20 protein-coding genes and 2 pseudogenes are annotated in these 22,670 nt (G+C 34.2%); 21 read left to right on the top strand and 1 reads right to left on the bottom strand.

Features of this window, described 5'->3' with window-relative positions:
• The first annotated feature begins 33 nt into the window (after positions 1-33).
• Both CIGNP109_RS03880 and CIGNP109_RS03875 read left to right on the top strand, forming a co-directional pair.
• Complete coding sequence (locus CIGNP109_RS03880) at positions 34-1,245, top strand: sensor histidine kinase (protein WP_179187009.1); 1,212 nt, start codon at positions 34-36, stop codon at positions 1,243-1,245.
• 16 nt (positions 1,246-1,261) lie between these two features.
• Complete coding sequence (locus CIGNP109_RS03875; RefSeq protein WP_086228283.1) at positions 1,262-2,740, top strand: Ppx/GppA phosphatase family protein; 1,479 nt, start codon at positions 1,262-1,264, stop codon at positions 2,738-2,740.
• A gap of 36 nt (positions 2,741-2,776) precedes the next feature.
• Here the strand turns inward: CIGNP109_RS03875 and bamA are convergent, their stop codons facing one another.
• Positions 2,777-5,047 (bottom strand): outer membrane protein assembly factor BamA, encoded by a 2,271-nt coding sequence (gene bamA, locus CIGNP109_RS03870; protein WP_086228282.1) that lies wholly within the window; start codon positions 5,045-5,047, stop codon positions 2,777-2,779.
• A gap of 119 nt (positions 5,048-5,166) precedes the next feature.
• On the opposite strand from bamA, the gene CIGNP109_RS03865 reads away from it, so the two are divergent.
• The 19 genes and pseudogenes from CIGNP109_RS03865 to CIGNP109_RS08840 form a co-directional block, all read left to right on the top strand.
• The gene (locus tag CIGNP109_RS03865; RefSeq protein WP_086225366.1) at positions 5,167-5,997 is read left to right on the top strand and encodes a prephenate dehydrogenase; all 831 of its coding nucleotides are present in this window, start codon (positions 5,167-5,169) and stop codon (positions 5,995-5,997) included.
• Positions 5,998-6,057: 60 nt separating this feature from the next.
• The gene (locus CIGNP109_RS03860) at positions 6,058-7,407 is read left to right on the top strand and encodes a M23 family metallopeptidase (protein ID WP_236847551.1); all 1,350 of its coding nucleotides are present in this window, start codon (positions 6,058-6,060) and stop codon (positions 7,405-7,407) included.
• 58 nt (positions 7,408-7,465) lie between these two features.
• Positions 7,466-8,350, top strand: a complete 885-nt coding sequence (lpxC, locus tag CIGNP109_RS03855) for a UDP-3-O-acyl-N-acetylglucosamine deacetylase (protein WP_086228281.1) — start codon at positions 7,466-7,468, stop codon at positions 8,348-8,350.
• 44 nt (positions 8,351-8,394) lie between these two features.
• On the top strand, positions 8,395-8,793 hold the full coding sequence (locus tag CIGNP109_RS03850) for a glycoprotease (RefSeq protein WP_236847563.1): 399 nt from the start codon (positions 8,395-8,397) through the stop codon (positions 8,791-8,793).
• A 9-nt stretch (positions 8,794-8,802) separates the two neighbouring features.
• Entirely contained in the window at positions 8,803-9,684 is an 882-nt protein-coding gene (thrB, locus tag CIGNP109_RS03845) for a homoserine kinase (protein WP_086228280.1), read from the top strand.
• Between the two features lie 25 nt (positions 9,685-9,709).
• Positions 9,710-9,952 (top strand): DUF448 domain-containing protein, encoded by a 243-nt coding sequence (locus CIGNP109_RS03840; protein ID WP_201789923.1) that lies wholly within the window; start codon positions 9,710-9,712, stop codon positions 9,950-9,952.
• On the top strand, positions 9,939-12,488 hold the full coding sequence (gene infB, locus CIGNP109_RS03835) for a translation initiation factor IF-2 (RefSeq protein WP_086228279.1): 2,550 nt from the start codon (positions 9,939-9,941) through the stop codon (positions 12,486-12,488). Before CIGNP109_RS03840 ends, infB begins: the two co-directional genes overlap by 14 nt.
• Complete coding sequence (gene rbfA, locus CIGNP109_RS03830; RefSeq protein ID WP_086227221.1) at positions 12,485-12,853, top strand: 30S ribosome-binding factor RbfA; 369 nt, start codon at positions 12,485-12,487, stop codon at positions 12,851-12,853. The genes infB and rbfA overlap by 4 nt, the downstream gene beginning before the upstream one ends.
• Entirely contained in the window at positions 12,850-13,275 is a 426-nt protein-coding gene (gene rimP, locus CIGNP109_RS03825; protein WP_086228278.1) for a ribosome maturation factor RimP, read from the top strand. The genes rbfA and rimP overlap by 4 nt, the downstream gene beginning before the upstream one ends.
• Before the next feature lie 2 nt (positions 13,276-13,277).
• Positions 13,278-14,300 (top strand): bifunctional diaminohydroxyphosphoribosylaminopyrimidine deaminase/5-amino-6-(5-phosphoribosylamino)uracil reductase RibD, encoded by a 1,023-nt coding sequence (gene ribD, locus CIGNP109_RS03820; protein WP_086228277.1) that lies wholly within the window; start codon positions 13,278-13,280, stop codon positions 14,298-14,300.
• Entirely contained in the window at positions 14,297-14,815 is a 519-nt protein-coding gene (locus tag CIGNP109_RS03815) for a TIGR00730 family Rossman fold protein (protein ID WP_086228276.1), read from the top strand. Before ribD ends, CIGNP109_RS03815 begins: the two co-directional genes overlap by 4 nt.
• Positions 14,816-15,092: 277 nt before the next feature.
• The gene (gene mnmA, locus CIGNP109_RS03810) at positions 15,093-16,109 is read left to right on the top strand and encodes a tRNA 2-thiouridine(34) synthase MnmA (RefSeq protein ID WP_086228275.1); all 1,017 of its coding nucleotides are present in this window, start codon (positions 15,093-15,095) and stop codon (positions 16,107-16,109) included.
• A gap of 208 nt (positions 16,110-16,317) precedes the next feature.
• Positions 16,318-17,241 (top strand): branched-chain amino acid transaminase, encoded by a 924-nt coding sequence (locus tag CIGNP109_RS03805; RefSeq protein WP_086228274.1) that lies wholly within the window; start codon positions 16,318-16,320, stop codon positions 17,239-17,241.
• Between the two features lie 10 nt (positions 17,242-17,251).
• Positions 17,252-18,337 (top strand): SPFH domain-containing protein, encoded by a 1,086-nt coding sequence (locus CIGNP109_RS03800; protein WP_086228273.1) that lies wholly within the window; start codon positions 17,252-17,254, stop codon positions 18,335-18,337.
• A 10-nt stretch (positions 18,338-18,347) separates the two neighbouring features.
• A complete protein-coding gene (gene hisIE / locus CIGNP109_RS03795) occupies positions 18,348-19,085 on the top strand; it encodes a bifunctional phosphoribosyl-AMP cyclohydrolase/phosphoribosyl-ATP diphosphatase HisIE (RefSeq protein WP_086228272.1) in 738 nt (245 codons plus the stop codon).
• On the top strand, positions 19,075-19,599 hold the full coding sequence (locus tag CIGNP109_RS03790; RefSeq protein ID WP_086228271.1) for a DUF2393 family protein: 525 nt from the start codon (positions 19,075-19,077) through the stop codon (positions 19,597-19,599). The genes hisIE and CIGNP109_RS03790 overlap by 11 nt, the downstream gene beginning before the upstream one ends.
• A complete protein-coding gene (locus CIGNP109_RS03785; protein ID WP_086228270.1) occupies positions 19,599-20,132 on the top strand; it encodes a DUF2393 family protein in 534 nt (177 codons plus the stop codon). Before CIGNP109_RS03790 ends, CIGNP109_RS03785 begins: the two co-directional genes overlap by 1 nt.
• Before the next feature lie 130 nt (positions 20,133-20,262).
• A pseudogene (locus CIGNP109_RS08845) lies at positions 20,263-20,868 on the top strand (cache domain-containing protein); the annotation flags it as partial.
• Positions 20,869-21,309: 441 nt separating this feature from the next.
• Positions 21,310-22,323, top strand: a pseudogene (locus tag CIGNP109_RS08840) (methyl-accepting chemotaxis protein); the annotation flags it as partial.
• Positions 22,324-22,670: the final 347 nt, after the last annotated feature.

The raw sequence follows: 22,670 nt of genomic DNA, 5'->3' as shown, positions 1-22,670 counted from the left end.
AAATTTGCCCTACAATTAGCATCGGCTTCTACGATGCTAATTGTTATATTTTCGGTGATGTTATACCACTATATTAAGATTACAATCTTTGAAAATATAGTCCAAAGTCTAACTTTGGAGGCTAAGAATATCTCTTCAATGAATGAGAATGAGAGTCTTGAGTATAAAAATAGTAATTTTGATCTAATTAAAATAGTCTTAAATGATGATAATCTCACTCGGCCTGAATTTGTCTCAACTAAAGATATTAATGCTACATATTTAACGCTATATTATCCATATCAAAACCGTCTTTTGGTATTAACTAAAAATACTAGCGAATATAGTTTAATAGTAGATCAAATTTTAGTTGATATTTTAATCATTAATTCCACAGCAATATTTTTAATTTTATTTTATGCGCTATTTTTATCTAGAATGTTGCTAGCGCCTCTTCGTTCGTTTTGTCTAAAGCTTGGGCAGTTAAATGAGAGATTTCTTCAAGAAGTTGAGACAGATGAATTGCCGGTAGAATTTAAGCCTTTGGGTGATGGAGTAAATAGATTAATTGGTAGGATTTTGACCTTTGTACAGTATCAAAAGGAGCTTTTTATTGGAGCTGCGCATGAGCTAAAAACACCACTGGCAGTAATGAAAACTAAAAACGAAGTTACCCTTATTAAAGAGCGTGATACTCAAAAATATATTGATACATTAAAAAACAATAATGAAGCTATAAATCAGATGAATAAAATGATTAGCTCAATTTTGGAGATTGGTAGACAAGAAGGCGCACAGTTTGAACAGCCAGTGATGACTGATATGATTGCTTATATAAATGAGATTGGTAATAATTTCTTAATTCTTGCAAAAGGTGATGATAAAAATATTAGAATGAATTTGCGCCCTCATAGTCTTAAGATTATGATCCAGCCAACTCTATTTTTACATGTATTGCAAAATTTTGTCCAAAATGCAATTAAATTCTCTCCAAAAGGTGCCACGATTGAGATAAATTCTACACTCGCAAACGGTGAATTTATCGTTCGTGTGATTGATGAAGGGATTGGAATTGATGAGAGCAAGGATCTTTTTGCTCCATTTAAGCGCTATGGAAATAGCAGCGGGGCTGGACTTGGATTGTTTTTAGCTAAGGGAGCAGCACAAGCACTTGGCGGAAGGATTGAACTGCGTAATCGCATAGATAGAAGTGGAACGATAGCGACGCTAACGCTACCTATACGAAATAGTAAATATAAAAAATAAATTTAAAAGAGATTTAATGTCAAAAAGAGTTGCAGTTATTGACCTTGGATCAAATTCGGCTAGAATGGCGATATTTGAACGAACTAGTAGGCTTGGGTTTTTTATTCTTCGTGAGTATAAGGTAAAGGTACGTCTTGGAGAGGGCGCTTATGAGCGTGGTGGAGTATTGCAGCCTCAAGCAATGGATAATGTTTTACATGCATTTAGTGAATTTAAGCATTTTTTGAGAATTTATAAGGTTAGTAAGGTTTTATGTACCGGTACTTCAGCTTTGCGTGATGCACCAAATTCGAATATCTTTATTAATATGGTAAAAAGAGAGCTAGGATTAAATTTGCGAGTGATAAGTGGAGATATGGAGGCTTTTTATGGAGGGCTTGCAGCACTAAATCTACTTAGCCCTCTAAATGAGGCTACTACGATTGACATTGGAGGCGGCTCGACTGAGCTGGCTAAAATCAAAGATGGCAAAATCGTAGATATCATTTCGCTTGATATTGGTACAGTTAGATTAAAAGAGCTATTTTTTGATAAGGGAGATATAGATGGAGCAATTAAATTTACTCAAGAGATAATTGCTCAAATTCCATCGCACTTTATAAATGAAAATATAATAGCAATTGGCGGAAGTTTACGAGCTATATCTGGTGCGATTATGCAGTTGCAAAATCATCCAATTAGATTAGTGCATAATTTTACTTATGAGTATAAAAATTATCTGAATTTAATTGGTAAAATTGCTACAGATAAGGAATTTGATTTAAAAAATATAGCCATTAAAAAAGATCGATTTGATACTATTAGACAGGGTGCGATGATATTTAGTGCTGCGGCTAAAAATTTAAAAGCTAAGATGGTTTATACTAGCGGTGTTGGGATTAGAGAGGGGGTATTTTTGACTAATTTGCTTCGTCCAAATTTAAAATCCAAAGAGCTAATCCAAATGCCACAAAAGTATAAAATAGCCTTTCCAAAAGGCTTTAATCCAAGTCTTAGGAGCCTTCAAGATAGATTTGCTAAGCGTGATAATAGTATTACTACAAAGCATGTAAAGACTCTATTTGAGATTTTAGCGCCACTTCATAAGCTTAATCCAAGCTATTTAAACGAACTTATAATCGCTTCTAAACTCTATAATATCGGTAGAAGTGTTGGTTTTTATTTGGAGAATTCTCATAGTGGATATCTTGTGAAAAATGCTCTAAATTACGGCTACACGCATCAGCAAAAAGCGTTAATCGCTGCTATGATTGAGTATCAGGGTAAGGCTATAAATAGTCTTGGTGAATTTGAAAAATTGCTTCCTAGTATTGATGTAGTTAGATGGCTTAGCTTTATTCTTGGACTTGCTGGAGCATTGAGCCTTAGTCCAAATATTAGTTTTGAATTTAGTTCAAATACTTTATATATTAAAGGTGCAAAGAATTTTTTTATGTTAAAAAATGAGATAAGAAAACTAATAAAACCTGAGATTTTTGTGATTTCGTTTGAGTAGGTTGAATTTGATAGGTATCAAATTCAACTAAATACCTTAAAATCTTCTACCAATTGTAAATTCAAAGCTGCTTGTGTCATCGCCTGGTTTATCATCTAGAGCTTGAGCGTAGAATAGTTGAAGTGGGCCAATTGGTGTAATCCACTCAATACCAGCTCCAGCACTAGAACGCTTAATCTCATTAATATCACTATGACCAATCATACCATAATCATAGAAAATCACTCCACGCATTTTAAGGCGATTAATGATTGGAAAGCTTAGTTCAAATGAGTTATTGAAGCTGATTTTACCGCCAGTTTCAATAATTTCACAGCCATTTATTACAGTGCCATTACTATTTTTAGGATTGCAGATTTTTTTCTTTGGTGTAACTGATCTGCTATCATAACCTCTAATTGAGTTAATTCCACCTAAAAATAGCTTTTCATTAATAGGCAATTTTGAGCTATCATCATTATAAATATATCCAAATCCAGATTTATATCGTAAAATTAAATCCATATCTATATAGTCTTGTAAACCTTGATAAATATTAAATGTAGTTCGGTTTTTGATAAACTCCATATCGCCTCCAAGGCCAGCATACTCTAGGCTAGTTGATGCAATGATACCACTTCGTGGAACATAGTAATCATCGGTATTGTTAAATGATATACTAGGAGTTAATGCGCTTTTGATATTTACGCCATTTTGATATCCAGCATCTCTATAAAATGCATCTAACCCCTCTATCTCGCTACGCTCAATTTGGTAGCTTAAATATGCGTTTATATATCTGCCTAACTGTCTTCCGCCTATAATATTAGCTCCATAGTTTTGCTCATCATACTCATCCCAGCTATAATCATTAGCAAACAGCCCCCCACCAAGACTATAAGCTGAGTCATTTACACGTGGATTGGTTAAATTTATATTTCCGCTTAATGTATCATCGCTTTTATCAACCATAATACTGCCTTTATATCCAGAGCCAAATACATTTGAGTCGCTTACTCCGGCATTTAATAGCAATCCATCGCTACTTCCATAGCCTATACCGCCTACAATACTACCAGTTGAGGTTTCTTTTACGGCTATTTCTAAGTCGATTTGGTCTTTATCTACACGTTTTTCGATTATCTGGACATCTTCAAAATACCCACTTCTTTTTAATGCATTTTTAGAGTCTATAAGATCGGTTTTATTATATAAATTCCCTTCTGTTAAATATAGCTCACGCCTAATAACCCGATCAGCCGTACGATCATTTCCGCTTATTATCACATCTCTTATATATACCTTTTCTTCAGGAATTACCTCATAGACTATATCAGCAGTATAATCGCTATTTTTTGTAATATTTGGATTAACTTTTACATAAGCAAAGCCCTTATTTGCTACTATATTTTCTAGAGTGCTAATGTCTAATTTCATCCATGATGAGTTTAATATATCACCTTTTTGCAGCTTAAAATCATCAATTATTTCAGCTGTATCAAGTTCTAAAAACTCAGGCGCTTTAATACTAATTTGATTAGCTTTATAAATTTCACCCTCACTGATATAATAGGTCAAATCAGCTTTGTAATTATCAAAATGAGCGTTTAAATTTGGTGCTGAGACGCTAGCGTCTAAGTAGCCTTTTTTTAGATATTCATCTTGAATTTTGGCACTATCACCTGGGAGTTCATAAATTTTAGCTTTGCCATCATTTAATCCCCACATCCATCCCATAAATTCTCTACTTTTATTTGCTACGGCTGGTTCGATATCTGAGTAATCTAACGCATCAGCACCTATTAAATTCACATTTTCAATAGTGATATTTTCGCCTCTATTTACTGTTAGAGTTATATGAAGTGAGTTTTTATTCTCATTTATTGGTACAATATCGGTAGTTACAACAGTATCAAAATAACCTCTAGCTTCATAGAATTGACGAATTCTAATTTTGGTATTATTTAGTGCAAACTCATCATACATTTGACCTTTTTTGATATCTATTATTTGTTCAATGGATTTTTGATCATTTGTAACAACACCATTAATATCAATTTTAGCAATTACTGGCTTTTCGACCAAATTTACTATTATATTGCCTGCATTTTCTTCGATAGTAATATTTTCAAAATACCCTTGTTTGTATAAATTTATAATAGCACGATTAGCGATCTCATCACTAAAATTACTACCAACTTTTAGTCCGCTAATATCAGTTGCACTCTCATTAGAGAGATGTAAAAGACCGTTAAATGTAATACTCTGAATCTGAGTAGCCTCCAAAGCGGCTGCTACAATAAAGCTTGAAAGTACTGCTTTTTTCATAAAATTACCTAAAAATAAAATGGGTAAAATGGTATCATAAATATTTTTAACTTTTGATTAAGTAGCCTTTTGGACTAAATTTGATATAATCGCACGCTAAAAATTTCTAAGGAAACACTATGCATGTAGGGATTATTGGACTTGGGCTTATTGGCGGGTCTTTAGGTTTGGCACTAAAAGATATGAAGCTTATTGCCAAGGTTAGTGGATATGATTTAGATAAAAATAATGAAAATGATGCACTAAATTTAGGGCTTGTTGATGATATTATAAGCTTTGAAGAGATGAAAAAAAGCTGTGATATGATATTTTTAGCAATTCCAGTTGAAGCCATTATTAAGGTTATGCAAAACTTAAAAGATATCCCAAGCAATACTACAATTGTTGATCTTGGTTCAACAAAGGAGCAGATTTTACGCTCATGCCCAACTGAAATTAGGAGCAATTTTGTTGCAGCTCATCCTATGGCTGGAACAGAAAATTCAGGACCAAAGGCTGCTTTTAAAACTTTGTTAAATGGCGCTGTAGTAGTAATTTGTGATGATAAAAACGCTGGAGAATTTCATATTAAAAGAGTTGTTGAGATTTTAAGTCATGTTGGGATGAAGATTGTATTTATGGATTCAAAAAGTCACGACCATCATGTAGGAATTATCTCACATTTGCCACATGTAATTAGCTATAGTTTGGTAAATTCGACCTTAAAAGAGGAAGATAAACGAAATATTTTACTTTTAGCAGCTGGTAGCTTTAGTGGAATGGCAAGAATAGCAAAGTCTAATCCACAAATGTGGAGTGATATTTTTAAACAAAATAAAGATAATCTTTTAGAAGCAATTACATCATTTAAAAATGAACTTGAAATTTGCGAAAATATGATAAAAAACGAGAAGTGGGATGAGTTAAAAGAGTGGATGGAGACTGCACGCGCTTTAAGAGAGATACTTTAATACTATTTATTGAATTTATTTAGATAGAATTTTGCGATTTAAATTTAGTAAAGGATAGTTGTGAGAGGTTCAAAGGTTAAAACTTTTATATTTGCATTGATTTTTATCGGACTTATTTTTGGTGTTGTTGGAGTATTAAACTCAAATTCAATGGATTCAGAACCACCAAAAATATCTATAAATAGTGAAATTTACTGGAATCAAAAGACTCCAATTGATCTAAATATTAGTGATAATGGTACACTACAATCATTTAAAGTTACATTAGTAGATGGACAAAGCGCTCATGTTATAATGGATGAAAAATTTAATGAACCACAAAATCAAGCACAGATAAATTTAAAATTTCCAAAAAGTCTAATTTTAGATAAAAATCGTGTATATGAGCTATTAATAGAAGCAAAGGATTCTAGTTTTTTAGGTGGAAATGTAGCTAGTAAAAAGGTAAATTTGATAATTGATAGTAAAAATCCTCAAATTCAACTCATAAACCAATCATATAAAATTACTAAAGGTGGCTCGGCTGTTGTAGTTTTTAAAGCAGTTGATGAGAATTTACAAAGTGTTTATATCCAAAACGGAGATCGAATTTTTAAACCAACTAAATTTGTAAAAGATGGCTACTGGGCTTCTTTGCTCGCATGGGATTTACAAAGCCCAAATTTTAAAGCTAGAATTGTGGCTGTAGATAAAGCCGGTAATAAGAGTTTCTCAAGTATTGGCTACTATTTGCAAGATCGTAAATATAAAGAGTCTAGAATTGCTTTGAGTGATAGATTTTTAGATGGTAAAATTGATGAGCTAGCTAACCAATATGCTCAAAATTATCCAGAGCTTGATAGACTTGCAAAGTTTAAATTTGTAAATGAAACTCTAAGGGATTCAAACGAAGATATGATTCATAAGATAACTTCAGCAGTGCCAGAGGAGATTATAGATAGCTTTTATATTGAACCATTCTATCCGCTTAGAAATGGTGCAGCAGTAGCAAGTTTTGGAGATCATAGATTTTTTACCTATAATGGAGAAGATGTAAGTCAAAGCTGGCATATGGGGCTAGATCTTGCTAGTACAGCTATGGCATCAATTGATACGCAAAATGCAGCTTTTGTGGTATATAATGATTTAAATGGAATTTATGGTGAGAATATTATTTTATATCATGGATTTGGACTTTATACACTTTATGGGCATTGTAATGGTACTTTGGTTAAACCTGGTGAGCATATTGGAGCTAAGCATATAATTGGTAAAACTGGCACTAGCGGATTAGCGCTTGGCGATCATTTGCACTTTGGGGTGTTAATTCAAGGCGTTGAGGTTAGGCCTGAGGAGTGGATGGATAGAAAATGGATGAAAGATAATATCTATGATATTTTAAATTCAGCCAAAAAAGCTATAAAAGGCTGAAATTTTAAGATTTTTTAATCCTTTTAGGATTATAATTTGCAAAATTTTAAGGAATATTGTGAAACAAAGAACTATAGGAAAACGAGTAGAAGGAGTCGGAATTGGTCTTCACAAAGGTGAGCCAATTAAGCTGATTTTAGAGCCTTTAGAAGCTGATAGTGGAGTAGTATTTTATAGAAGTGATAAGGCTACAAGTTTTAAAGCTGAGCCAAGTAGTGTATTAAATACTCAGATGGCTACAGTAATTGGCAATGAAAAGGCTACAGTATCAACTATCGAACACCTAATGAGTGCGATAAATAGCTATGGAATTGATAATATCAGAGTTATTTTAGATGCAAATGAAGTACCAGTGATGGATGGAAGTGCTATTAGTTTTTGTATGATGCTCGATGAGGCTGGTATAGTCGAGCTAGAAGCTGATAAAAAAGTAATAGTAGTTAAGCGAGAAGTAGAGGTAAGAGAGGGCGATAAATATGTCAAATTAACTCCATCAACTAATCCAAAATTTAACTATACAATTAAATTTGAAAATCCAGTAATTGGCTTACAAAGTTATACTTTTGAATTTAGTAAAGAAAATTTTATAAACCAAATAGCAAGGGCTAGGACTTTTGGATTTTTAAAAGACGTACAAAAACTAAATTCAATGGGCTTAGCTCTTGGCGGAAGCTTAGATAATGCTGTAGTAATAGATGGTGGTAAAATATTAAATCCTGAGGGGTTACGATTTGAAAATGAATTTGTCCGTCATAAAATTTTAGACGCAATTGGCGATATAAGCTTACTTGGAGCACCTATGATTGGAGATTATGAAGCTTTTGCTGGAAGTCATGATTTAAATCATAAATTAACTGTAGCACTATTAAGCGATGAGAAAAATTATGAGATTATAACTCTAAGTGAAGCAACACAAAAAGAGTATGAAAAGGCATTTGCATAAAAAAGGTTGATATATTAGTAATTTGCCTTAGTTCACCTTTGCTTGTGGGTGTATATTTAGGTGGAAATTTAATTGAGCAGATTAAGAGCGATGAAAAAGCAAGCGAATCTTTAGGAGAGATTTTGGGTTTGCTAAGTGCTAAATTTGAGATTAGTAAAATTATTTATGCTAATGGGCCAGGAAGCTTTATGGGGCTAAAGGTTGCTTATTTGACACTTTGTACTTTTTGCGTGGCTCGTGGGTTAGAGTTTTATGGAGTTGATGGATTTGCTTTAAATGGAGCTAAGCCAATTAGAGCCAATAAAAATATGAGTTTTGTGCTAAAAAATGGGGCTATTAGTCTACAAAGAGTTGAACCGTATGAATTGGAGTTGCCAATAAGTTTAGATGGTTTGGAGTTGATAGCTGATGCATTGCCAAATTATGTTATAGATGCAGTTTAGGAGATTATAATGACTATATTTACACCAGCAACAAGTGCGAATTTGGGACCTGGATTTGACTCTTTGGGTCTAGCTTTAAAGCTTTATAATGAGGTTAGCATCACTGAACAAAAGATTAGCTCTATTAATATTATAGGCGAGGGAAGCGATAAAATTGCTTTGAAAAAAAATAATACATTTGTAAATATTTTTAATGAAACTATTACTAGCTTAAATGGTAAGAGTTTAAATTATAAATTTAACTTTGTAAACAATATTCCCTTTTCAAGAGGATTAGGAAGCTCTAGTTCGGTTATTGTAGGGGCTATTGCGGCTGCTTATTATATGGCTGGATTTAAGGTTGAGCGTAGCGTAATTTTGAATAAAGCTTTACAGTATGAAAATCATCCTGATAATATTTCGCCAGCCGTTTGGGGTGGATTTACAGTAAATATTGTTAGTGGCGATTCAGTTTTTACTCAAAGAACAGATATTGATTCAAATTTAAAAGCTGTGGTTGTTATTCCAGATGAGCCGATGAATACCAAGCAAAGCCGTGGCAAACTCCCTGCAAACTATACAATGAGCGAGTGCGTAAGCAATCTTAGTCATGCTGCTTACTTAAGTAGCTGTTTTATTAAAAAAGATTATGATAATTTGCGTTTAGCTAGTATTGATAAAATGCATGAAGAGCACAGAATGAGTGCTTTACCAGAGCTTTTTAGGGTTAAAGAAGTAGCATATGCTAATGGTTCTTTAATGAGTACACTCTCAGGAAGCGGATCAAGCTTTTTGAATTTAACCTATGATGATAGAGCGCAAGCTTTAGCACAGGCTTTGCAGAGTGAGTTTAGTAAATTTAGAGTTGTAATTTTAGATATTGACAACGATGGATTTAATATAAAAAGCTAAAAATAAAGAAAACTAAGATATAATAGTGCGAAAATTTCATAAACCTATTAGAATGTGCGTGGTTTGCAAGAGTAGATTTTACCAAGATGAGCTTTATAAATTCCGATCAGTAAATGGTGAAATAGTATTAAATTTATGCAATGCTAGATCGTTTTATGTTTGTAAAATTTGCATAGAAAAAGATGTAAAAGAGCTAAGAAAACCACTTGCAAAATTTGGAAAAAATAGTATAAATTTAAAGGAGATAATAGTCAATGGCAAAGATTAGAATTCACGAAATAGCAAAGGAGCTAGGCTCATCGTCTAAAAAAATTTTAGAGAAGGCAAAAGAGCTAGGCTTTGCGGTGACTACTGTCTCAAGCGCTGTAAGTCCAGAAGATGCTGCAAAGCTTTATGATTATGTCCAATCTGGTATAATCCCAGAGGCTAAATCGGCTAAAAAGTCAGCAGTTAAACAGCCGCTAAAAGAGGAGTCAAAACCAACTATAAAAGATGAGTCACTCAAAACTCAGCTAGCACCTGAGTCAGTAAAAGTAGTAGTTGTAGAGTCAAAACAGCAGCCAGAATCCAGCCAAAAAGATGAATCAAAACCTGAGAGTCTAGCAAATTCAAGTATAAATAAAAGGCGTGGCTTAGTAATTGTTAAAAAGAAAAAAGACGAACAGCCAAAAGTAGAAAAATCTAGTAGCCCAACAATGATAAATAATAAAGCACTTGAATCTATGTTTGGTAGTGGTGAGGAGAGTTTTAAAAAGAAGAAAAAAGATAAAAAACAATTTCAAGCCACTAAAAAAGAGAGTTCATCAAAGCTTGATTTAATGGGTCTTAGTGAATTTGGTGATGATATTGTAATCGATGATGAAGATGTTGTAGTTCTGCCAGACCTCACAGTAAAACCGATTGAAACTGAAAGGGTTCAAACTGCTAAAAAACCTCTAAATATCTATAAACCTGCGCAAAATAATGGATTTAACCTTGAAGGCGGAATTCAAAGAAGTAGCCGCAAAAAGCATAAAAAAGTGGTCAAAGATAATCAAAATGAGAGCGTTGTAAGTGTAGATATACCAAAAGAGATTAGAGTATATGAATTTGCTGACAAAATCAAAAAATCCCCAAGTGAGATTATTGGTAAGCTTTTTATGCTTGGCAAGATGACTACCAAAAATGACTTCTTAGAAGAAGATGAGATTGAAATTTTAGGTGCTGAGTTTGGTATTGAGATTAATATTGTAGATACTCAAGAGGAATTTGACTATGTCAAAGCTTATGAGGGTGAAGATGATCAACACTCCGAGCCTAGAGCGCCTGTAGTTACGATAATGGGGCATGTTGATCATGGTAAGACAAGCTTATTAGATTATATCCAAAACTCTAGAGTAGCAAGTGGTGAAGCCGGTGGTATCACTCAACATGTTGGCGCATATATGGTAGAAAAAAATGGCAAAAATATCACATTTATTGATACGCCAGGGCATGAGGCCTTCACTGCTATGAGAGCTAGGGGAGCTAGTGTTACTGATATTGTTATTATCGTAGTGGCTGCTGATGATGGTGTCAAACCTCAAACCAAAGAGGCGATATCTCACGCTAAGGCAGCGGGCGTGCCAATTATCATAGCTATAAATAAAATGGATAAAGAGAGTGCTAATCCTGATTTAGTAAAAACCGGTTTGGCAGAACTTGATATTATGCCTACAGAGTGGGGTGGGTCTTATGAGTTTGTCCCAGTATCGGCAAAAACGGGGATGGGGATAGAAGATTTATTAGAAATAGTGCTTTTACAAGCTGAAATTTTAGAGCTAAAAGCCAATCCAAATAGAGAAGCCAAAGCTACAATTATAGAGAGTTCATTGCAAAAAGGCCGTGGCCCAGTAGCTACTGTGATTGTTGAAAATGGCACACTAAAAGTAGGTGATACTATAGTTGCGGGTGTGGCATATGGTAAAGTAAGGGCTTTAAGCGATGATAAGGGCCGAAGCTTAAAGGCTATTAAGCCAGGAGAGTGTGGGGTGTTAATAGGTCTAAGCGAAGTGCCTGAAGCCGGTGAGACGCTAATTAGCGTAAAAAGTGATAAAGAGGCTCGTGAATACGCACATAAAAAATATGAGTATCTACGCCAAAAAGAGTTAAGCAAATCTACAAAAGTTACAATAGATGAGTTAAGCGCCAAAATCGCAGAAGGCGAGTTGAAAAACCTCCCTGTAATAATCAAAGCCGATGTCCAAGGCTCATTAGAGGCTATTAAAGCTAGTCTTGAGAAGCTTAGAAATGATGAGATTAAAGTTAGCATTATCCACTCTGGTGTAGGCGGTATCACTCAAAGTGATATTTCACTAGCTAGTGCTAGTCAAAATTGCGTGATATTAGGATTTAATATCAGACCAACTGGTGATATCAAAGAAAAAGCCAAAGAAAAAGCTGTCGAGATCAAAACCTATAATGTAATTTACAATCTTTTAGATGATGTTAAGGCTCTATTAAGTGGCCTTATGAGCCCAGTTATCACTGAAGAGGATCTTGGTCAAGCTGTGATTAGACAAGTTATAAATGTGCCAAAAGTCGGTCAAATCGCTGGCTGTATGGTGACTGAAGGTATCATTAGTAGGGGTGCGAAAATTCGTGTTATCCGTGATGGTGTGGTGGTATTTGAAGGCAATATCAGCTCACTTAAACGCTTTAAAGATGATGCCAAAGAGGTAGCAAAAGGCTATGAGTGTGGCGTAGGAATTGAAGGCTATAATGATATGAGAGAGGGTGATTATATTGAGAGTTATAAAGAAGTAGAGAATAAGGCAGAGATATGAACCCTGCTGAGTTAAAAAGACTTCGCACCCAAAGCATATTAAAAGAGCTGATCCCAGAAGCCCTAAGCACTCTTGAAGATGAGTATTTAAAGGGGCTTTGTGTTACTGATGTTGAGTGTAAAAAGGGTAGATATGATGCCTTTGTATATCTAGATAAGATGAATTTTGATGAGAAAGAACAAGCCTATATATTATCTCATCTCAAAAAGATTAGTCGCCATATCCAAAATCATTGTATGGCAGCTGAGGGGTGGTATAGGGCTCCAAATTTTCATTTTATCTTTGATGATAGATTAAAGTATCAAAATCATATAGACGCTCTATTTGCTAAGGTTGCTGATGAGTTACAAAAGGGTAAAAAGTGAATTTAGAAGAGTTAGAAAAGTTATTAAATGATTGTGGCGTGGCTCTGTATGATACAGAGATAGCCAACGAAAATGGCCGCCAAATTTATAGAGTTTATATAACCAAAAGTGGTGGTGTGAGCTTAGATGATTGCGAGGTTGTTAGTAAGCTTTTATCGCCTATTTATGATGTTATGCCGCCAGTTAGTGGGGATTGGGTTTTAGAAGTTTCTAGCCCAGGACTTGAGCGAAAACTAAGCAAGATAGAACACTTTGCCAAAAGCATTGGCGAAATGGCGAAGGTGGCTCTAAATGATAAGAGCCAAATAGTTGGTAAAATAATAAGTGTAAATGGCGATGATATATTGATTAATAGTGATGAAGGGGATATAAATATAAATTTTAATGATATCAAAAAAGCCAAAACTTTCATCCAGTGGTAACTATGGGTGATGAGTTTTATCTATCTTTAGCTATTGATAAAGCGTGGGATTATCAGCTTTTGACCTATCCTAATCCCGCAGTTGGGGCTGTGATTTTAGATGAAAATGGCAAGATTTTATCTATTAGTGCTCACCAAAAAGCTGGAGAGGCTCACGCTGAATTAAATGCGACAAAAGAGGCTTTAGAGAGCAAAGATAGCAGTTTAAAAACCATATTTGCCACCGCTAAAAATCCAAATGAGCTATATAATCTCATAATCCAAAATCACCGAAATTTGCTTAAAAACTCCACCTATTATGTGACGCTAGAGCCATGCGCTCATCAAGGCAAGACGCCACCTTGTGCGAGTTTGATTCTTGCTATGGGTGCAAAGCGTGTAGTAATTGGCTCAAGAGATTATGGAGAACATGCCAAAGGCGGGGCTGAGTTTTTAGCTCAAAATGGTGTTGAGGTAAAGCTTGATGTGTGTAAGGCTAGGTGCGATGAACTACTAGAGCCATTTCTTAGATGGCAAAGCGGGAATTTTACATTTTTTAAAATTGCTCTTAGCCAAAATGGGGTTGCAACTGGTGGAGTAATATCAAATTTAGCCAGTCGTACTCATACTCATCGTCTTAGAGAGCTTGCTGAACTGATGATAGTTGGCGGAGCTACAGTTTGCACAGATAGACCAACGCTAGATGCTAGGCTAATTAGTGGGCGTGCGCCAGATATTTTAATCTACTCATCTAAAACTGAATTTGATTTACAAATACCGCTTTTTAATATACCAAATCGTAAAGTTGAAATCTCAAATTCGATAGAACCGGCTTTTAAAAAGAGATTTGTTATGATTGAAGGTGGTGAAAATTTCTTAAGAAATTTAGATTCTAGAGTAGATTGGATTCTAATTTATCGCTCAAATGAATTCAAAAGTGCTAATAATATAAATTTAGATATGAAGGTTAAAATCTTACATAGAAGTATTTTTGGCGATGGAGAGCTTTTGTGGTGCAAGAGACTAGATTTAGGAATTAATGCATGAAATATGTAACTATTTTTGGCTCAGCCAGATTAGATGCTAGCAGTGAACATTACCAAAAAGCATATAAAATCGCAAAAGCTTTGGCAGCTACTGGATATGGGGTTATCACTGGCGGAGGTGGCGGTATTATGGAAGCAGCAAACCGTGGAGCATTTGAGGCTAGAGGGGATAGTATAGGGATAAATGTTATATTGCCAAATGAGCAACAGCTCAATTCTTATTGCACCAAATCGCAGACATTAAATAGTTTAAGCGAGCGAAAAAACGCTTTAATAAAAGATAGTTTTGCTTTTATTATTTTTCCTGGTGGTTTTGGAACGCTTGATGAGGCTTTTGAGGTTATTACATTGGCGCAGGCAAGGCTTAGAGATCATAAGGTGATTTTTGTTCAAAGATATTTTTGGGCGCCACTTTTTAACTTTTTAGATAATCTTGTGAATTTGGGTTTGGTTAATAAAAATAGCTATTATAGTGCTGATAATATAGATGAGATTATGGATATTTTACTTTTATAGCATAAATATAAAGCAGTGCTAGCTTATTACTATATTATGTATGCTAAATGTCAATTTACTTAGATTATACAAGACAAATTTGGCTAAATGAGTTTTAAAAACTTGTATTTTTAAGATAAAATTATTAAGGTTTTGTATAAGATTAGATTTGCTCAAACTAATTCTAAATTTATATAATATACTATTTAGATATATTATATAAATTTTTACTATCTCGTTTTATTATATTTAGAAATATTTTGTATAATCATCAAAAAATAGCGATAAAAGGATTATTTTGAAAGTATTAATAGCATTAAGCGGTGGTGTAGATAGCTCAATGAGTGCCAAATATTTACAAGATCAGGGTTATAGTGTAGTAGGTTGCTATATGAAGCTACACGGCAGAGAGGATTACCATAGACATAATATTGAGAATGTCAAAAAAGTATGTGAGTTTTTAGGGATAGAGACTCATGTTTTAGATCTGCAAGAGACTTTTAAAAAAGAGGTTTATGATCTATTTGTTAATTCATACAAGGATGGAATTACGCCAAATCCATGCGCTCACTGTAATCGCTTGATTAAATTTGGTGCACTTTGGGAATTTGCTAAGAGTCTAGGCTGTGATAAAATCGCAACTGGTCATTATGCTAGAATAGAAAATGGTTTAATAAAATCTGCTATTGATGAGACTAAAGATCAAAGTTATTTCTTAGCCAATCTTGACCCGCAAATTTTACCTTACATCATCTTTCCACTCGGAGATAAGCTCAAAGTCGATATAAAAGCCCAGGCTTCGCAAATACCACAGATTGCATCGTTGGCCTCACAAAAGGAAAGTAGTGAGATTTGTTTTGTTGAGACTACATATATTGATGTTTTAAAGCAGCACTATAATACCAATCTTCCAGGTATTGTTCGTAATTCAAATGGCGATGCTATCGGTACTCATGATGGCTATATGCATTATACAATTGGCAAGCGCAAAGGCTTTAAAATCAATGGTGCGCATGATCCTCATTATGTAACTAATATCAATGCTAGAGCTAATGAGATTACTGTAGGTAAAAAAGATGAATTAGAGTGCTATGAATTTAAAACACGTAATTTTAATAATTTTACTCAGTTGAGCGAATTTGAATCTTATGTAAAAATTAGATATCGTTCAAAGCCTATTTTATGTGTTGTTCATGTAAGCAATGGAGTAGCAACTGTAGAACTAAAGAGCAATGCTGGAGCTGTTGCTAGTGGTCAGTTAGCTGTATTTTATGATGAAAATCAAAGGGTTTTAGCTAGCGGATTTATAGAATAAATTTGCTAGTCAATTTATTCTTTTGAGTTTAGATATTATTATATGTCTTGTGCCTGCCGTGTATAGTAATTGTTTAAATTTATACTATGCTAAATTTGCAAAAGCAAGGCTAAATTTATCATTTTTATCGCTTTTATATTAATTTTTATCGGTTTATTAATTAAATTTAGATAAAATATTGCCTAAAATTTTTTATAAAGAGGTTACAATGGCACTACCAGAAGCAGAACATATATGGTATGATGGCAAATTAGTCAAATGGCACGAGGCTACAACTCATGTTTTAACTCACTCATTACATTACGGCAATGCTGTATTTGAAGGCGTTAGAGCTTATATGACACCAAAGGGTTTAGCTATTCTTTGCCTTGAAGCACATACAAAAAGGCTATTTGAATCTGCTAAGGCTTGTGGGATTAAAATTCCATTTACCGCTGAACAGATCAATCAAGCACACATTGACCTATTAAAAAGCAACACCTACACAGATAATGTCTATATTCGTCCACTTGTATTTTTAGGCTATGGTAAAATGGGCGTTAGTCATATTGGATGCCCAGTAAATGTCGCTATTGCAGCGTGGCAGTGGGGTGCATATATGGGCGAAGAAGCTCTTCAAAATGGTATAAAAGTCAAAATCGCCTCTTGGATGAAGCCAGCACCATTTTCTATGATGGCAAAGGCCAAAGCAAGCGCAAACTACTTTAATTCTCAAATGGCAAATTTCGAAGCACACGAAGCTGGTTGCGATGAAGCTTTATTGCTTGATCCGCAAGGCTTTATCGCTGAAGGTAGCGGTGAGTGCTTTTTTATAGTCAAAGATGGCGTGATAATCACCCCACCAAATGACACTAGCTTAGAGAGTATTACTCAAAAAAATGTGATTCAAATAGCAAAAGATTTAGGCTATACAGTACTTCGCCAAAGAATTACTAGAGATGAAACTTATAACGCTGATGAAGCATTTTTTACTGGAACAGCAGCAGAGGTTACGCCAATTAGTAGTATAGATAGTAGAGTAATTGGTAGCGGCAAAAGAGGTCCAGTATCGCATGAGCTTCAAGGTGCGTATTTTGATATAGTAATGGGTAAAAATCCAAAATATGAACATCTACTTACTTATATTAATTAAAGGATAAGAATTGCCTGCAGATTTAAATGACTATTTTAATAAAAAAAATGGCAACTCAAATAACGATGAGAGGAAGCCAAATTTTAATTTTAAAAAGCCAAATGTACCAAATTTGAACGGAGGTTTAGGTAAATTTAGTGGTATTATATATGCTTTAATTGCTATAATTGTTATCTTGGTGGTAGCTAAGCCATTTGTGGTTATTAACTCAGGTGAGGTAGGTATCAAATCTACTGCTGGTAAATTTGACCCAAATCCACTTCAACCAGGATTTCATTTTTTTATACCTTTTATTCAAGAGGTACGCATAGTTGATACTAAAGTTCGTCAGATTAATTACACCTCTACAGAGGGTAGAAATGAGACAAATTTCCGTGGTAGCGGAATTGAAACTAAAGATACTATATCGGTTTTAGATTCTCGTGGACTTCCTGTTAGTATGGATATTACTGTTCAGTATCGCCTAAATCCACAAAATGCACCGCAAACCATTGCTGCGTGGGGTTTTAGCTGGGAGAATAAAATTATAGACCCAGTTGTAAGAAATGTGGTAAGAAATGTAACAGGTAAATACACAGCAGAAGAGCTACCAGAGCGTAGAAACGATATCGCCGCAGCTATCGATATGGGAATTCGCTCTGATATTGATAAGCAACCAAATCAGCCAGTAGAATTAGCTAGTGTTCAGCTAAGAGAGATAATCTTACCACCAAAAGTAAAAGAGCAGATTGAAAGAGTCCAAATAGCAAAACAAGAGGCTGAAAGAACTAAATATGAAGTTGAGCGTGCAAATCAAGAAGCTCTTAAAAAAGCTGCTCTTGCTAAAGGTACAGCCGAAGCCGTTAAAATCGAAGCCCAAGGTAGAGCCGATGCTGTAAAAATAGAAGCTGATGCGCAAGCCTACTCAAATTCACAAATCGCAAGAAGCTTGACAAATAATCTTTTAGAGCTAAAACAGATTCAAACTCAAAAAGAGTTTAACGAGGCCTTAAAAACAAATACAGATGCTAAGATATTCTTAACTCCTGGTGGAGCTGTTCCAAATATCTGGGTAGATACCAAAGATAAACAAAGACAAACTTCAACACAAAATTAAGGATTTTTAGATGAGCGTGAGTGTAAATTGGGATAAGATTAATGGCATGCTCCCAGTAGTAGTCCAAGAGGCTACTACCAATGAGGTCTTAATGCTTGCATATATGAATCAAGAAGCCTTTGAGCTTACTAAAAGTACTGGTCTAGCTCACTACTACTCACGCACTAAATCTAGAATTTGGAAAAAGGGTGAAGAGAGCGGTAACTTTCAAATTGTTAAATCCATTAGCCTTGATTGCGATAGTGATGCTTTGCTTTTAAAAATAGAACAAATAGGTAGTGTAGCATGTCATACTGGAGAGAAATCTTGCTTTTTTAATCATTTAAATTTAGAACAAAACAGCAGGCCAAATTTAAATAAAGAGATAAAATATGATATCTTAGATCATCTTTATCATATTGCACTTAATAGAAAGCTAACTTCAAGTTCAAATTCATATATTGCTAAACTTTATACAAAATCTCCAGATAGTTATCTTAAAAAAATATCTGAAGAAGCGTGTGAATTTGCTCTTGCGATTAAAGATTTAGAGCGCTTTAAATTATATGCAAATATGAACAAAGAGAGTTTTGGTGAGCATAAACCAGGTCAGCCAAAATATGACGCTATTTACGAGGCAGCTGATGTGTTATTCCATATGATTGTTGCGTTAGCTGATTATGATATTCATCCAAATGCAGTACTAGAAGAACTAAAACGCCGTGAAGGTATAAGCGGAATAGAAGAGAAGAAAGCCCGTGACAAATAGTATATTTTCTACCATTAAATTTTATGTAAGCAACTTTGGATTTTATGATTATGTCGCAGTTTCGTGGGTAATTTTGCTATTTTTGGCGCTATTTATTTTAGCCATTTATATGATGTTTAAGCGTCCATTTGTTGCTATAATTTTATTTTTGCTTAGCTTTGTAGGGCTAGGTGCTGGTATAAATTATTCACTTAAATTTATTGATGATGTAACACGCCCAAAAGATGTAAATATTGGCCCACTTCGTCAGTTATTTTACTCTGATGTTATGATAGCTGATGTAAATATAACCAATAAATCCAAACAACCATTTAAAAAGTGCCGAATAAAGCTAAGTTTTCACAATATCGGAAAAAGCAAATTTGAAAATTTAAAATTTAAATTTAACCCATTTCATACAGAGGTAATTATAACTGAGCAGATTGAACCTAGCAAAACTGGGGAAATCAAATTCGTTATGAAAGAATTTCGCCCACAAAACTATACCACCACACTAAGAACGGAGTGTTTTTAATGAGCTATTTTAATATATTTCATATAATAGTATTGATACTGATTTTATCTATGTTTGGCTTATTTACCTATTTAATAATCCTAAAAGAACACCGCACTAAACAAGCTATTAGTCTACTTATTGTTAATGTTGCTATTATGAGTTGTTTGGCTATGATTTCAATGATGCTAATTGATAAATATACCAAAGTTGCAGAGATTATCAATTTAGAGGGTAGGCGCACCTTAATCAATGAGACTATTAGTTATAGTGGTATTATTAAAAATGTTGGTTATGGTTATATTAATTCATGTACAATCAATATTGAATTAATCAATACTCCAGAAAAAGGATTAGAGGCTAGCAATTTTGAAAATCGTGGATTTTTTGATACTTATATTGGTAGTAATCATAGCCAAAAAGGTTCGCAAAAAGGTGAATTTTTAATACTCAAAGACCTTCCAAGCGGTGATCAAAGAGGCTTTAGCTTTACAATGCCATATCCTGCTCACTTTAAAAACCATACTACAAATTATACGCTAGATTGTAAATAATTTAAGTCAAATTTAAATTTGGCTTAAATATTTATATATAATTTTCTTATAATAATTAATCTGTCTATTTTAAGTTATTATAAATCTAATATGAGCTAAAATATATAATAAAAAATTTCAAAGGATAAATATGCTCAAAAATATGAAGCTATCAGTTAAACTTGCTTTTGCGGGTTTTGTATTTACTGCCTTGATAGTAGCTACCGTTGCTGGTATCGCCACATATCAAGCCATAAATAGAGTCGAGTCGAATTCTGCTGCCTTCATGGAAGCTGGTTCTTTATCACAAGCAAATTACATCGCTGCTGAATTTAACAAAATTTCCGATGCTTTAAATGCTTATAAAACAGTTATGGAATCATCATTAAATTCCGGTATAGCTATGCCTGTTGATATCATAACAAATATGTTAAGCGAAGCCATAAAAGATCAAAAAATAGCCGCTGGTATATTCTTCTACACTACAGATGACAGCATATACGCCAAAAACCCAAATTCAAACGACCCACGATATACCCAAGCTGGCGATCTAGCCATATATGTCAATTATCACAACAGACTTGAGCGTATCGAAGATAACTTCAAAAGCAAAGATTATTACGCAAATGGCCTTAGCAAACCAAGATTAACCGAGCCTTTTAGCGATCATATAGAGGGTAAAAACATAACAATGGCTTCTATGACTTTCCCTGTGAAATACAAAGGCAAAACAATAGGTATAATCGGTGCTGATTTGGATTTAGAAACATATTTTATAGATAGATTAAAAGAGATTAAACTATACAAAAGCGATACAAGCTTCTTAGTCTCAAACAAAGGTATAATGGTAGCCAGTCCTAACCCACAAAATAGGGGATTATCTATCCAACAAGTAAATCCAAATCTAGCTCAACTACTACCAGTTTTAAATAACAAAGAAATTGATTACGCTACAGTAGCAGCTATGAGCAAAAGCATACAAGAACACGCTCACTTCAACCTATCCAGAGTAAATATGCATAATATGGATGAGAATTGGGGTCTTGCTACACTAGTTCCTACTAGAGAGATTTTCGCTGAAATCTCATCAGCTAGAAATAGCTTAATAATTGTAGGCATAATAGTCGCTATAATCGGTGGATTTTTCCTATTCTTCGCTACAAAAATGCTAATTACTAGAATAGAAAATATCAGAGCTTTACTATCAGATTTCTTCGATTTCTTAAACCACAAAAGAGCCGACGCTCGCCTAGCAGTAATTACCAATAACGATGAAATCAGCCAAATGGCTAAGGCTATCAACGATAATATCGTAATCGTAAAATCAAATTTAGACAAAGACTCAAAAGCCGTTGAAGAGTCTCTAAAAAAAGCTAGCGAAGTAGAAAACGGAAATCTAACTGCTAGAATCACTCTAAACCCAGCTTCACCAGAGCTATTAAAACTCAAAAATGTCCTAAACAAAATGCTAGATGTCCTAGAACAAAAAGTAGGTAACGATATCAACGCCATCCAAAGTGTATTTGATAAATTCAAACAACTAGATTTCACCGTAAGAATAGAAAACCCAAAAGGCGAAGTCGAGATAGTTACCAATCTACTAGGTGATGAAGTTACTAAAATGCTAAGGGCAAATCTAGAACAAGCAAACAACCTACAAAATAAAGCCGATGAGCTAAAAGGCTTTGTCGCATCACTAAACGAAGGTGCTAAATCTCAAAGCGAATCCCTACAAGAGAGTGCCGCAGCGGTTGAAGAGATGAGTAGCTCAATGAACTCTATAAATGATAGAGCTAGTGAAGTTATCAAACAAAGCGAAGATATCAAAAATATAATCACAATAATTAGAGATATCGCAGACCAAACAAATTTATTAGCCCTAAACGCAGCTATCGAAGCAGCTCGTGCTGGAGAGCATGGTAGGGGATTTGCCGTGGTGGCTGATGAGGTCAGAAAACTAGCTGAAAGAACTCAAAAATCCCTAGGCGAAATCGAAGCAAATGTCAATATCCTAAGCCAAAGCATAAATGAGATGAGCCAAAGTATCAGCGAGCAAACAACAGCTATAAACCAAATCAACGAAGCTATAGTAAATGTCGATGGTCTAACTAGACAAAACACACAAATCGCACAAAATAGCAATGTAGTAGCAAATGAAGTTGATATGATTGCAAATGCAATTGTGCAAGAGGTTAAGAAAAAGAAATTTTAAATTTAGCTTTTTATATTGTAACAACTCTTACTATTAAAAGTTATACTATTAAAGCCCCCACTCTATTGTGGGGCGCTCTCATTAAATCAACCGCAATATATATTTTTACTCCATCCCCTCAAACAAATCCCACTCTAAAAATTATAAAATCACTTAGCCTAAATCTATAATATATAATCTAAATTTAATTAATTACTCAAATTTATTAAAAATTTGCAATATTTTCTTCAAATTTATCAAAATCCCCCCCCCATATATAAACTTTTTAATATTTGGTTCGATATAATAAAAACAACCCCTAAATGGATTTAAGTTTTATAGGGAAATCTTAACACAAAGGAAAAGTT

Source organism: Campylobacter sp. P0109, assembly GCF_002138755.1.
In the GTDB taxonomy this organism is placed as follows: Bacteria; Campylobacterota; Campylobacteria; order Campylobacterales; family Campylobacteraceae; genus Campylobacter; species Campylobacter devanensis.
Note: the sequence above shows the minus strand (reverse complement) of the source record. Positions and strands in the feature narration are given on the sequence as shown.